This is a genomic window from Colwellia sp. E2M01, from assembly GCF_018860585.1.
GTDB lineage: Bacteria > Pseudomonadota > Gammaproteobacteria > Enterobacterales > Alteromonadaceae > Colwellia.
Genome location: NZ_JAHKPR010000037.1, coordinates 1 through 13,719 on the forward strand (window position 1 = coordinate 1; position 13,719 = coordinate 13,719).

The following is a 13,719-nucleotide window of genomic DNA, read 5'->3' on the forward strand; positions in this document are numbered from 1 at the left end:
TAATCAACTTGGTATTAATCAAGCGCCTTGCCTTTAAATATTTTCCCTTCGCACAGCTAGACCAGAAAATTATCGGAATTGGTATTACTCACAGTTAAAGGCAAATACTGTTGGTGTTATAAACGACCTCTATTAGCTTCTAAACTTAACCTTACTACTTCTGTTTTGGTTAATCTGTCTTGTAAACTAAGCTTGTTTTTTCTATCAAAAATAACAATGATATTACCTAAACCGAATAATGTGGGAAGTAACCGTTTTACGGCAGTTTTTTTACTGATCAAGCTACCATCTATATTTTGTACACGTAAACGCCAAGCTCGCATGCCAAGTGTTTGGCCGCTTTTTGTCCAGAAAAAAACAAAAAAGTAACTTACCCAAAACAGCTTCCATAGCTCATTTGGCCATTTCAACCAGAATGTATTACTAATAGTGTCTGAAAAATGCTGGTAACCTTGCATACCAAACAAACCAAAATAATGGCCTAGATAGAGTAATAAAAAGCCAATAGCACCTGCTGTCATGTAAACCGCACAAGCAAGTAAAAAGTCATAAACCCATGAGCCAATACGGCGCCTAAAGCCTGCACGAGGGAAAATTTCATGGTCTGCTTCTGTATTATCTGCAGATGCCGTTGTTGAGTTGGTGTTTGTATCAGTCATTTAATCTTCTTTGTTTATGCGTTTATGCTTTAGTTGTTACGCTAGGATATCTGAACCCGCACCTTGATGTGTGATGGCTATAACATAAAAATAAGGGTGCCAGTTTAGCAAGGTTTAACGTCATTGAGTATAACTGAGTAATACCTTAATGCGAAAGGGCTGAGCAAATAAACAACACTTAACTTAGAACTATGGCAGCAGCATTAAAAACTTGTTGCTTACTGTCATTAGTTTCGTATAATGCACCCTCCTGAGTTAGCCAATTAAAAACTGTTTTACTTTAGGTTTTTTAAAAAATACAGTTTACAAAGAAATCAGTTTTTAGTTTAAAAATGACTTCTTTGCAAATTGCAAAACGGGCTGTAAGCCTTTGCCAGCGTGATGAAATTGGTATACATGGGGGATTCAAAATCCCCTGTCGCAAGACGTGTCGGTTCGAGTCCGACCGCTGGTACCACCATTCTAAAGCCCTGATTCGAAAGAGTCGGGGCTTTTTAATTTCCACAAAGTAATAGTAAAATAGGTTAGTTATTAATTGTTATTTATAAAGGTTTATCATGGCTTCTACAGCACACGCATTGCATATACTGGTTAAACATAAAGAAATTGCCGAAGATATTCTTAAACAGCTAGCTAAAGGTGCTAAGTTTCAAAATTTAGCTAAAAAATATTCAACCTGTCCGTCAGGTAAAAAAGGTGGAGATTTAGGCGAATTTAGGCGCGGTCAAATGGTGCCGCAGTTTGATAAAGTCGCTTTTAGTGGAGCAATCTTAGAGCCTCACCTAGTTAAAACTAAATTCGGTTGGCATGTTATTAAAGTGCTTTATCGGACTTGATTTATACTGTACGTTACAAAAAACATAGAATATAGATCAAATGTAAGTTTAAAAATTAGTTTGTATTACGGTTCAATTAAAGAAGTAGAGTCATTGTTTAGTAAGGCGTCTATTTTCGTTTTAGTTAGTGAAAATATACAAGTGCTTAAGTTGTCAATTCTTCTAATGCTCACTTTGTGCTCATTGTAGAAAAATATGGTCAATCAGAATGAGACTAGATATTTGTAATAATTTACGAATATTAAAAATGTTTGACCAAAAAGTTATATTTTTTTGCATAATAAATTTTGGCTATTGCACCATATAGTCATCTATTTTGGTGCAATCTCCCCAAAATGTTCCATTAAGGTTGGTTTATTTCTGGTTCTAGAATCCACTCTGCGCTGTCATTCCATACATCCATTTTGCATATTTTATTATTTCGTACTTCAAATCTATCTAGATAACGGTTTCCTGAAAAACTCTGGCCATTTTTCCATTCCCCAAATAAAGTTCCATTTGAATATACGACAGCATAGTCTTCATAAACGGTACAATCATAATGACTAATTGCCTTTTTAACCCAGTTGTAGCGGTTATTGTTAAACTCAGTAATAACAGTAGCTGAGCGCATTTTTCGATTACCAGTAAACGTTATCTCTACATCTTCTGACATATAAGTTGCGGCTATTTCTGGTGCGGGTTTCATTGACGCTTCTAAAAATTCAGCGACTATTTTAATTGCATCTTTTTGAGTATTCATTTTTTACATATCCTTCTATTTAGTTTGTTATTTAAATATACCATTTTTATTACTGGCACAAACAATGCTAGCAATTATGTTGCCATATTGCTAGCTATATAGTTAGCGATGTATTTGGTAATAAAACAAACATATTGGAGGTAACATGAAAAATATACTTATTGGGGCTAGTTTAGCGCTTTGTAGCTTTAGTTCATTAGCAGAAATGAAATGGAACGATTTTAGTTTAAGTTATATAAAAGCTAATAATTACGAAGTGGGAGATAATGAACGTCAAGTGCTAACGGTAGAGCATGCTAGTGGACATGACTGGGGAGGTACCTTTTTCTTTTTAGATCATGAAGACTTTTCAGATGGCACGGTAACAAATTACTTTGAATTATCACCCAATATCAGCCTTTCTTATTTAACAAACTCGAACTTGGCATTGGGGCCAATAAAAGATGTATATTTTGCGACAACCTGGGAAGGCGGAGATACATTTAATAACTTCCTTTATGGAATAGGAGTAAACTTTAATGCGCCAGGCTTTAAATATTTGAATCTTGCTTTTTATAAAGCGAATAACGAATTATGGGTAAATGATGAACAAGCAACTTTGACTTGGGCATTGCCGGGAGAGTTTCTAAATCAAAATATTGTTTGGGATGGTTTCATCGACTGGTCTAGTGGTTCAGAAACACAAAAGTCAGAATTGAATTTTACTTCTCAACTAAAATGGAATATTGCCCCGACGCTAGGAATTGATAGCATACTTTATGTAGGCATTGAATATGCTTACTGGATAAATAAATATGGTATTGATGGTGTAGATGAAAAAAACCCAGGCTTGCTAGTTAAATGGCACTTTTAATTCTGCTTAATTCTGACATTGAATAAATATGGATCGTAGAAAATCTATTAAACAGTTTTTCTACGTGTTTTATCTTATAACTTATGGATTTACAAAAGATGACTGCCTTAATAATTGAAAATGCAAGACTTAAGTTAAATGGAGAGTTACAAACTTTATATGTTAAAAATGGGTATTATGTAGCTGAACTCAAAGGTGATCATTCCACTAAAAAATTAGATATACAAGGGAAGTTACTCCTTCCTGGGTTAATTGAAACACACCTGCATTTAGATAAGGCTTGTATTATTGAGCGTTGCCAAATTATTAAAGGTGACCTTCAAGAAGCTATTGAACAGACTTCAAATGCAAAACTAGACTTTTCCGAAGAAGATATTTTTGAGCGTGGAAAGGCTGTATTGCGGCAAGCGATTTTGAATGGAACTAGTTATATAAGAACACATGTTGAAATAGATCCCGGTATTGGATTAAATTCTTTTTATGCTATTAAGCGATTAAAAGATGAATTTTCTAAGTTTATAGATCTTCAAATATGTGTTTTTCCACAAGAGGGGTTAACTAATAATCCCGGTACAGAGGAGTTGTTATGCAAAGCTCTTGAGCTTGGTGCGGAGGTATTAGGCGGTTGCCCTTATACAGATAATGCCCCTGAAGAGCATATTAAACGGTTATTTAAAATTGCTAAAAAGTATGATGTTGACTTAGATTTTCATCTAGATTTCGATTTAAGCCCAGAAAAAATGATGCTTCCATTTTTGATATCTCAAACAAATAAGTATAAGTGGAACTATAGGGTTACAGCTGGCCATGTTACAAAGCTTTCTGCTATACCGCTTGTAGAATTACAACAAATTGCCATTCAATTAGCAGAAGCCGGTATTTCAATTACAAGTTTACCTAGTACCGACTTATTCTTAAATGGACGGAATATAGAATATTTACAGCCACGTGGTGTTACACCACTTAAACCTTTACATAAAGCGGGTGTAAATTGTTCTATATCTACCAACAATATTGGAAATCCGTTTACACCTTATGGTGATGCTAGTTTGATTAGACAAGCCAACTTATATGCAAATGTCTCACAGCTTTCTAATAGAGATGATCTTAATAATTGCTTCAACTGGATAACTTATTCTTCTGCAAAAATACTTGGATTAAAAGCTTATGGCACTGATGTTGGCTGTAAAGCTGATTTTATTGTCATAGATGGAAAATCAGTAGACGAAGTCATTGCTAAAATAAAACAACCTGAACTTGGTTATAAATCAGGTCGTTGTACTTTTAAGCGACCTAGCCCGATAGCTTATCTCGACTAAATATTTTTTATATTGTTATTTAATTATGTTCTACGTTTCTCTTGTTAAGGGAGATATATTTCTATTAAAACAGTAGGTTACTATGCTTGCTGTTTTAATTTAGGCCTTGAAATACATCTGAAAAATCTAAAATAACACTACCATCATCGTCTAATACTAATTCAGACTCTAGTTTGTCTAAATGGATAATCATTAAGTCTATCGCTTCCTTTTGATTTCCTTCGCGTAAGGCGCTTATAATTTCTAAATGCTCGTTCGAAGCACAGCAAGGTATGTCATTTCGTTGATAAAGAGCAACGATCAGAGAGCTCCGAACCATAATGTCATCAAAAATTCCTAGCAAAACTTTATTTTCACATATATAAGCAAGCATTCTATGGAAGTCACTAAGTGCTAAAACAATCGCTTGCCGATCGTTGTTATTTATTACCGTTTGCTCATGGTCCATGTGGTCCATTATTTTTTTGTGATATTTTTTTATTTTATCCGGTGTAATTAGTTCTAAAATTCCTTTTTCAATTACGCGACGGGTAGCAAATATATCTCTAGCTTCGTTTGCATCGGGTTTTGCAATTTCAGCGCCTTTATTTCGTTTAATATTGATAATCTGTTTAAGTGCTAATCGCTGAAATGCAGCCTGCACATGATTACGATTAGCTTTTAAGCTTTCTACGATTTGGGACTCTACCAGTCTCTGTCCTGGTTTAAGTCGGTGCTGTGCAATGGCTTTTGATATCAATTCAACAATTCTATGAATTTCTGCTTGTTTATCGTTCAATTTATCCTCCTAGGCGGAACTACTATAGCTAGCTATCTTGCTAGGTTAAATGATAAAACGATTTCCGTGAATAGTCACTAATCATTATATATTTTATAAACAGGAAGGCAGCGGACATATATTAGTTCTAAAAGTTACATAAAAAAGTTAGCTGCTTAATCATAGTGCACTATGCACCATACTGTTATGTACTATTAAAAAATTCTAGGCATTTAAATAGGAAGTAAATAATTAAGTTATTAATAAATAAGATTATTTTAATTTAGGCCTGTAAATTGCTAGCAATATAGCTAGTTGTTTGAGTTTATTTAATAGGTGCATTGTTATGATTAAGAAAATATTTATAAAGTCAGTTATTTGTGCAGGGATTATTTCATCTGCTTTAGCGTTAACGGGATGTGGTGATTCTAAAGATGATATGTCTTTGGTTGCAGCTAAAAGCGATTCCCCAGACATTGCTTTTTTATATATAGGTACAGTTGGGGATGAAGGCTGGACATATGAGCACAATAGAGGACGTCTTTACTTAGAGGAGAAATTAGGTAAAAAGGTCGATTTTGTTGAAAATGTTCCTGAGAACGCTGACGCGGAGAGAATAATTTCTCAATTAGCGCAAGATCATGACATTATTTTTGCCACTAGTTTTGGACATATGGATTATATTTTAAATTCGTCAAAACGTTTTCCAAAAGTGAAGTTTTTACATGCTGCGGGTTATAAGTCAAGCACAAATATGGGGAATTACTTTGGAAAAAACTGGGAAGCTAGCTATTTAACAGGTATTGCTGCTGGTAGTGTCAGTAAAACAAATAAAATTGGTTATTTAGCATCATTTCCAATCCCTCAGTTAGTATACAACATTAATGCTTTTACCTTAGGTGCAAGAAGTGTAAATGAAGATATTGAAGTTAACGTAATATGGAATAACTCATGGTACGACCCAGCAAATGAGCGTTCAGCAGCTATTAGTATGGCGGATGAAGGTATGGATGTCTTAGTCTCTTACCCAGACTCTCCGGCTACGATTAAGGTTGCTCAAGAAAGAGGCATATGGGGTGTAGGGAACTCAACCAGTATGGCCCATTATGCACCTGATGCTTATATTACAAACCCAGTATGGAATTGGGGAGTGTATTACGAAAAAGTAGTTGAAGAAATTAAAGCGGGTACTTGGGAAGGTGGCTCATATTTAGGGGGACTTAAAGATGGCATGGTTGATTTAGCTGAGTTTGGAAAAAATGTACCAGAACCAGTTAAAGCACTTGTTAACAAGGAGAAGAAAAGAATTATATCAGGTGAATTTAATATATTTTCAGGACCTATTAAGGATCGAGATGGTTTGGAAAGAGTCGGATCAGGAGAAAAAATTTCAGATGAAGATGTCTTAACAATGAATTGGTTTGTAGAAGGTGTAAAAGGTAGCTTGTCTAATTAGGTGCTTTAAGGAGGAGGAAAGATTATGCAAAAACAAAGTAATATGCCTTACGCAATTGAAGTACAGAATATTGTTAAAACATTTGGACCTGTGATTGCTACAAATCAAGTATCTTTTAAAGTAAAGAAAGGGGAAATACACGCATTACTAGGAGAAAATGGAGCAGGTAAAAGTACGTTAATGAGTATCCTATATGGTCTCTATAGACCGGATAGTGGAATTCTTAAAATAGATGGAGAGGTTGTTTCATTCAAATCTCCTAAAGAAGCTGCACAAAAAAGTATTGGTATGGTTCATCAAAATTTTCAATTGGTTAGTACATTAACTGCATTTGACAATATATTAATGGGATTGCCTGAATCTTGGTGGAGAGGACGGAACTGGAGGTTTAAAAAAGTTAAGGAGATTGAAAGCTTGGCAAAAGAATATGGACTTTCTTTTGAGGTTGAAAGAGCTGTGTGGCAGATGTCACATGGTGAAAAGCAGCGAGTTGAAATTTTCAAAGCTTTATATCGACAATCTGACATTATTATTTTAGATGAACCTACATCGGTATTGACACCACAAGAATCGGATGACCTATACCGGACGTTAAAAAAATTAAAAGAAACGGGTAAGACGATTGTATTAACTACCCATAAGTTGAGAGAAGTTATGCATGCATGTGATCATATTTCTATTATGAGAAAAGGAAAAATGGTTGCAAGTATGCCTAGTTCAGAAACAAACGAACGAGATCTTGCAAGGAAGCTAATGGGTGAAATGCCTGTTGAAGTAAGGCGAATAGAAAAAAGTGAATCATCAACTAAACCGAGTAAAAACTTGTTGGAACTTCAAGAAATTTGTGCCAAAGGATTACACGGAGAACAAGCTTTAAATGATCTTTCTTTATTTGTTTATCCAGGTGAGATTGTTGGTGTAGCTGGTGTAGCCGGTAATGGACAAAAGCAACTTGCAGAAATTATCACGGGTATGCAAAACCCAACTTCAGGCGGTATTAAGTTTAAAGGTAAATGGATAAATCATTCTAGTATAAAAGGCATGATTGATATTGGTATAGCTCATGTCCCAGAAGACAGATTACATACGGGAATGGCTGGTTCTCTTGATGCCGTTGATAATCTATTAATGAAAGATTACAAAAAAGAAAAGCACTCTAACCTAGGTATTATGAAGCATAGTAGGAATCTAGATTGGGCAAAATCTATTATTAATAATTATGACGTGACAACACCATCAGCTAATTACCCTGTAAGGTTATTATCTGGTGGCAATCAGCAAAAATTGTTGTTGGCAAGAGAGATTGAAGGAGACCCTGCATTATTAGTCGCAAATCACCCAACTCAAGGGCTTGATGTAGGTGCAACTGCATCTGTACATAATTTATTATTGGACATGCGTTCACGAGATAGAGGTGTACTTTTAATATCTGAAGATTTAGATGAGATTTTGAAAATATCTGATCGGATATTAGTTATTTATCAGGGCATGATTACTGGTGAGTTTGAACCAAGTAAAGCAACGCGTGAAGAAATTGGCTTATATATGACAGGTTCTAAAACTCAATTTAACGTAGGAGCTTTAGCATGAGACCTTTATATATAGCAGGTAAAAAAATTAGCATAGAGAAAGATCCTATAAGTACTAAAACACCTTGGTGGATGACGGTTATTGCTGTTGTGTTAGCTCTTGTGTTTTGTGCAGGGTTTATGCTTTTAAATGGTAATAACCCAATAACTGTTTTTTCTAAAATGTTTAGTGGCGCCTTTGGGTCTTTATATGGCCTTAGTGAAACACTATTAAAAGCGATTCCTCTAATGTTATGTGGGTTAGGTGTAGCAATTGCTTATCGAATATCTGTCTGGAATATTGGAGCGGAAGGCCAGTTTGTCATGGGAGCTATTGCCGCTACCAGTATTACCATTTACTACCCTGGAATGGGAGCCTTTTCTTCAATAACATTAATGTTATTAGCTGGATTTATTGCGGGTGCATTATGGGCACTTTTGGTAGCAATTTGTAGATCATACTTTGATGTGAATGAAGTTATATGTTCTTTAATGCTTAACTATATTGCTATTTTGTTTTTAAGTTTTTTAGTTTTTGAACCTTGGAAAGATCCCAACGGTTTTAATTTTCCTGGCACAGCTATTTTTAGTTCATCCCAGAAATTGCCAGCTCTAGATGATTTAAGACTACATCTTGGGTTTTTAATAGCTTTAGCTGCAATCCTACTTTATGCGGTATTGGTTAAGTTTACACATTGGGGATATCAACTGCGTCTTTTGTCAGCTAATGCTAATGCAGCACGTTATGCAGGTATGAATGTTAAACGTCAAATTATTATCGTATTAATGATTAGTGGTGGCCTTGCCGGAATTGCCGGAATGGTTGAGGTTTCGGGGGTTACACATAGGCTATCACAAGGGGTGACATCTGGTTATGGTTACACGGCTATTATTGTCGCTTGGTTAGCTAGGTTAAACCCAATTGGCATCGTTATTAGTTCTATTTTATGTGGGGCTGTTATTGTTGGGGGCTACAGTGTGCAGTTGATTGGTTTGCCCGCTTCTATGGCTTTAATGATCCAGGGCGCAATTCTTTTCTTTGTAATTGGTGGTGAAGTTTTTAGCCAATACCGAATTAGGGTGGAAACGATTTCGCCTAAAAAAAACGAGCAAACATCTAGCTCTAAAGTAGAGGTACTATAAATGGAAATTTTTTCAATGGATATAATGCAATTGTTAATTATTGCCTCCATTAGCGCCGCAACTCCTCTTTTGCTAGCAACATTGGGTGGCATTCTATCTGAGCGAGCAGGCATCATTAATTTAGGAATTGAAGGGATGATGCTAATTGGTGCTGTATGTGCCTATATTGTTAGTATTTATACTGATAGTGAGTGGCTTGCAATTATTTTTTCATTGCTCGGTGGTTCAGCATTAGGTGCTCTTTTGGCCTTTTTATGTATCACTTTACGCTCTAATCAGATTGTTGCTGGTTTGGGCATTACTTTATTTGCTACAGGATTGAGCAGCTATCTCGGTAAATCTTTTGGAGGTAGCCAACCTCAAACGCAAATACCGAACTTGGATATACCTTGGCTTGATAATATACCTTTTTTTGGGGAGATATTTTCACATTTAAACTGGATGGTTTGGATAAGCTTTTTTATCGCTATTGTGTTGTATGTTGCTATTTTCAAAACTCGATGGGGACTTCATTTAAGAGCTTTAGGAGATGGTCCTGCAGCAGCGGATAACGCAGGTGTAAATGTATATCGATATCAATACCTGATGACTATCATAGGCGCCGCCCTTTGTGGGTTAGCTGGCGCAACTTTAATATTAGTTTATACCCCAAGTTGGAATGACGGCTTAACATCAGGAAGAGGCTGGATTGCTGTTGCTTTAGTTATTTTTTCTCGTTGGCATCCTATAAATGCAATTTTTTGCGCAATATTATTTGGTTTGTTTGAGACTTTAGGCTTTAAAGTACAGCTTTACTATGCGGACATTCCTCCTTACTTTTTGAAGATGATGCCTTATCTAACTACTATTGTTGTTTTAATGTGGGTAGGTTGGCGTAATAAAAATAAACCTAATGGACAGCCTATATCTTTGGGTAAAACATATATACGAGAGCAAAGAGGTTAGTTAAATATAATTAAGGCTTGTTGAACTTTGAGTTTGTTTTTGCAGTCATTTATTGACTATTTATACAAAGCGTCACGCTCTTTATTGAACAAAATTCAAATAATAAAGAGCATAAGCACTAACCACTTATAAAAATTTCAGGATAAGAAAAAAATGCATAATAATGTAAAGATTAATAGAGTTCGACTGCCTGGTGAATCTGGCTTATATAGCCTATCAATTAAAAAAGGGATAATTGATAATATAGAAGCATTTGATCCAACAATTGCAGACAAAAGCACTTTTATAGATGTTTTAGATGCAGAAGGGGGGGTAGTTTTACCTCCATTTGTTGACTCTCATATTCATTATGATTCAGCTTATACTGCTGGCGAGTCGCGATGGAATACAAGTGGTACATTGCTAGAGGGCATTAAATGTAATAATGATAGACAGGGAATAGCAACAGAATCTGATTATTTATCACGCGCAAAGAAAGCTATTCAAGGACAAGTCTTAAACGGAGTACAATATGCGAGAGTTCATGTAGATGTTTCTCAAGAGAGTTTACTCGCATTAAAGGTAATGTTGAAACTTAAAGAAGAAGTTAAACATTTAATCAACATACAGGTCGTTGCATTCCCTCAAATGGGGATAACCAGTCACCCTAAGCAATATGAGTTGTTAGAGTTGGCGGTTCAATTAGGAGTAGATGGTATAGGTGGTGTACCTCACCTTGAAATGACAAGGGAGGGTGGTGTTCGCTCTATTCATCAAATATTCGATTTGGCGGAACAGTATAATAAATTTATAGATATCCATTGCGATGAAACTGACGATGACCAGTCTCGCTTTGTTGAGGTTGTTGCGGCGCAAGCTATTATTAGAAACATGGGGTCTGTTACTTCTGTTAGTCATATAACTGCATTACACTCATATAACAATGCTTACGCATCAAAAGTTATTAGTTTAATAAAGCAAGCGAAAATGAGTGTTGTATCAAACCCACTCTCTAATGTTATTTTACAAGGAAGGTTTGATAATTATCCTGTTCGTCGGGGGATAACTAGAATTAAGTCGTTAATGAGTGAAGGGATTAATGTCAGCCTAGGTCAAGATAATTTAGCTGATGCTTTTTATCCCTTGGGAACTGGAAGTATGTTCCCTGCATTAAATATGGCGCTTCACCTGTGTCACTTACTTGGTTCTAAAGATATCGATTCATCAATAGATATGATTACTTATAATGGGGCAAAAACGTTATCCATAAACCCTGAAGAGTACGGGGTAGAAGTAGGAAAGCCTGCAAACTTGATCATTATGCAAGATCCAAATGTTTATGAGTGTGTTAGAAATCAATCTCCAGTTCGCTTTAATATTAGACATGGGCAATTGTTAGCTGAGAACCTACCATTGAAATCAAATATATTTTCAAAAATATAACGTAAGGCTACAACGACATTAAAATTAGTACTTGAGTAGTGTCAAGTTGATAGCATGGTTTAGAACGTCGTTTTTTCAATAGTTACTTAGGTCTATATCAATGAGTTGGCAGTACTGCCAACTCATATTTAAATACAACCACGTTTTTGTATTCACGCTCCCACCTTTGAATTTTCTATTTGTTTATCTAAAGATTTTTATTCATAGTCATAACCTTTTTCTCAAATTTCACACCAAAAAGCTCTTCTTGAAACATGCTAGATACAACAAGGCTGTAATGTTATTCAATTATTGCGGTACTAGTGCCACATTGTTTAGCTAAAATATCCATAGGTAACGCCTACGTCAGTTTATTTTACTGAAGGTATTAAGTTCTCCAAAAAAGCTCAATTGATGCGGTAGAGTTAAAGTTTTGTCGGTCTTCTTTATAATCAGGGGTGCTTGTAGCGACACTTAATGCGACTCCCCATGACTCTTGGTAATATACTGCACCTGTAGAAAATGTTGATTGCCAATGATCTGTTTTTACATCAAATAAATGTTTAGGACGTGCACCGTCAATAGTGATGTCTTGAAATCTATATCGCCCCTCCAGTGCAACATAATAAAACTGCCCAGAACGACTTTTGGCTAATACACTAGGGTCAATATAATGGCCTGGCTTAGAGCCAACACTTGCAAAACTTTTAGCTAAATCACTTCCCCAGCGAATTATACCTCCAAGTGCTACTTCACTTTGAAAGTTGCCTACGTTTACTCTACCAGTTAATGAAGCCTCTACGCCATCATTAGGCTTAGTTGTCGATCTACTTAATAGTCGATGTGCAGCATAAGATAAATTAAATACTGTTTGGTTTTCAATTTGTCTATCCCAACCGGCAGGGGTGTCTGAGCCAATTAAATTGTGAACAGTTTTTTGAGAGGTTTCCCCAAATGAGTCGGGTCCCACGTTGCCTAACATCAAACTGTATTTGTTAGCCATATCACTTGAAAATTCAACAAAATGAGCTTCCAGAAATATAAACCCAGTATAAGGTCGCTCATCAGCTTGCTCTTCTACTACAGTTATATCGCTTGGCGTCCAAATTTGTTGGCCAAAAGTGATCCCCCAATTTTTATTGCTATGTTCAGCTAAGGGTAAAATAGCAATGACAGGTGTAAATAGGCTAGGTACATTATTTTTTAAGTCCCTATAGCTTTTACTATTATATTTTAAAAACAAACCATTAGTATAATCTTTATCTGTACCTAATAAACCATCATTATCTATACTTAAAGTAAGGCTCTCTCGGTTATATTCGTTAGCACTGACAAAGTTAGTCATTAATGCGAAGAACGATATAAAAATAAAAGAATAAAGCAATGCTACTATTTGTTTATAAAGCCATATTATTTTCATATTGTCTCCTGAGTCGGTTTGGTAAAATATCTAATATCTAAAAGTGCGTTAATCCGCTAACTTCAGATAAATTCTACTTAATAGATTCGTGAAGAAAAATAGAGTTTAATTCAATTCATTGGTGCTAAAAAAGCACTAATTAAAAAAAGGGAAAAGAGGGGGGCATGAAATTAATCGTTATCGCTTATCATTTTACATCTGTTGAACGGATGGTTTGACCTTGGCAATATAACGCAGTGCCAGTAACATTTCTAACCCACAAAGAGGGGGAAGTAACGCCTATCGTATTTAATTTAAGTACATGCACCAGAGCGTTTTATCGGATAAGTTATATTGAGTAACATTAAAAAGTCGATACGGTGATTGGAGCGATAAAATAAGATGTTTTAGACGGTGAACTACGAGAGGTTTAGATGGGTGAGTAGTAGCGTTAGTATTTCGGCTGAAGCCGATTATTCCATTTTTAAGTTGTCATTTAGTTTTATAGCAAAGTGATGAGCCAAGTATTCTTGGAACATCACTTTGATTAATTTTCCTATTGTGGCACAGACGTAACCTCTAGCTAAAAGCTATCTCGTCAAAGACGGGATTAATACCAATCTCACAAACTAAGTGATCAT

General features: G+C 35.5%; 12 protein-coding genes and 1 tRNA gene. 9 read left to right on the forward strand and 4 right to left on the reverse strand.

The genetic code is table 11. From position 1 onward, the window contains the following. Positions 1-116: 116 nt before the first annotated feature. On the reverse strand, positions 117-659 hold the full coding sequence (locus KO502_RS08070; protein WP_216022073.1) for an RDD family protein: 543 nt from the start codon (positions 657-659) through the stop codon (positions 117-119). A gap of 372 nt (positions 660-1,031) precedes the next feature. On the opposite strand from KO502_RS08070, the gene KO502_RS08075 reads away from it, so the two are divergent. Together KO502_RS08075 and ppiC are read left to right on the forward strand one after the other, a co-directional pair. Beyond that, positions 1,032-1,116: transfer RNA gene (locus KO502_RS08075), tRNA-Leu, on the forward strand. A 100-nt stretch (positions 1,117-1,216) separates the two neighbouring features. Continuing rightward, positions 1,217-1,495, forward strand: coding sequence for a peptidylprolyl isomerase PpiC (ppiC, locus tag KO502_RS08080; protein WP_216022074.1), 279 nt, complete (start codon positions 1,217-1,219; stop codon positions 1,493-1,495). A gap of 343 nt (positions 1,496-1,838) precedes the next feature. Here ppiC and KO502_RS08085 read toward each other — a convergent pair whose 3' ends face one another. Further along, positions 1,839-2,237, reverse strand: coding sequence for a nuclear transport factor 2 family protein (locus tag KO502_RS08085; protein ID WP_216022075.1), 399 nt, complete (start codon positions 2,235-2,237; stop codon positions 1,839-1,841). Positions 2,238-2,382: 145 nt separating this feature from the next. On the opposite strand from KO502_RS08085, the gene KO502_RS08090 reads away from it, so the two are divergent. Together KO502_RS08090 and KO502_RS08095 are read left to right on the forward strand one after the other, a co-directional pair. Next, positions 2,383-3,090, forward strand: coding sequence for an outer membrane protein OmpK (locus KO502_RS08090; protein ID WP_216022076.1), 708 nt, complete (start codon positions 2,383-2,385; stop codon positions 3,088-3,090). 98 nt (positions 3,091-3,188) lie between these two features. Further along, positions 3,189-4,409 carry an amidohydrolase family protein gene (locus tag KO502_RS08095; RefSeq protein ID WP_216022077.1) on the forward strand — a complete coding sequence of 407 codons (1,221 nt, stop codon included), beginning with the start codon at positions 3,189-3,191 and terminating at the stop codon, positions 4,407-4,409. A gap of 94 nt (positions 4,410-4,503) precedes the next feature. On the opposite strand, the gene KO502_RS08100 is transcribed toward KO502_RS08095, so the two are convergent. Further along, positions 4,504-5,187 (reverse strand): GntR family transcriptional regulator, encoded by a 684-nt coding sequence (locus KO502_RS08100; RefSeq protein ID WP_216022078.1) that lies wholly within the window; start codon positions 5,185-5,187, stop codon positions 4,504-4,506. A 325-nt stretch (positions 5,188-5,512) separates the two neighbouring features. Here KO502_RS08100 and KO502_RS08105 point away from each other — a divergent pair, with 325 nt between their 5' ends. The 5 genes from KO502_RS08105 (at position 5,513) to codA (ending at position 11,700) form a co-directional block, all read left to right on the forward strand. Beyond that, positions 5,513-6,622: a BMP family ABC transporter substrate-binding protein gene (locus KO502_RS08105; RefSeq protein ID WP_216022079.1), complete on the forward strand. Its 1,110-nt coding sequence runs from the start codon at positions 5,513-5,515 to the stop codon at positions 6,620-6,622. Between the two features lie 24 nt (positions 6,623-6,646). Beyond that, on the forward strand, positions 6,647-8,212 hold the full coding sequence (locus KO502_RS08110; RefSeq protein ID WP_216022080.1) for an ABC transporter ATP-binding protein: 1,566 nt from the start codon (positions 6,647-6,649) through the stop codon (positions 8,210-8,212). Then, positions 8,209-9,333, forward strand: a complete 1,125-nt coding sequence (locus KO502_RS08115; RefSeq protein WP_216022081.1) for an ABC transporter permease — start codon at positions 8,209-8,211, stop codon at positions 9,331-9,333. The genes KO502_RS08110 and KO502_RS08115 overlap by 4 nt, the downstream gene beginning before the upstream one ends. Then, positions 9,334-10,278: an ABC transporter permease gene (locus KO502_RS08120; protein ID WP_216022082.1), complete on the forward strand. Its 945-nt coding sequence runs from the start codon at positions 9,334-9,336 to the stop codon at positions 10,276-10,278. A gap of 153 nt (positions 10,279-10,431) precedes the next feature. Then, entirely contained in the window at positions 10,432-11,700 is a 1,269-nt protein-coding gene (codA, locus tag KO502_RS08125) for a cytosine deaminase (RefSeq protein WP_216022083.1), read from the forward strand. 367 nt (positions 11,701-12,067) lie between these two features. Here the strand turns inward: codA and KO502_RS08130 are convergent, their stop codons facing one another. After that, entirely contained in the window at positions 12,068-13,099 is a 1,032-nt protein-coding gene (locus KO502_RS08130; RefSeq protein ID WP_252730642.1) for a lipid A deacylase LpxR family protein, read from the reverse strand. Positions 13,100-13,719 lie beyond the last annotated feature (620 nt).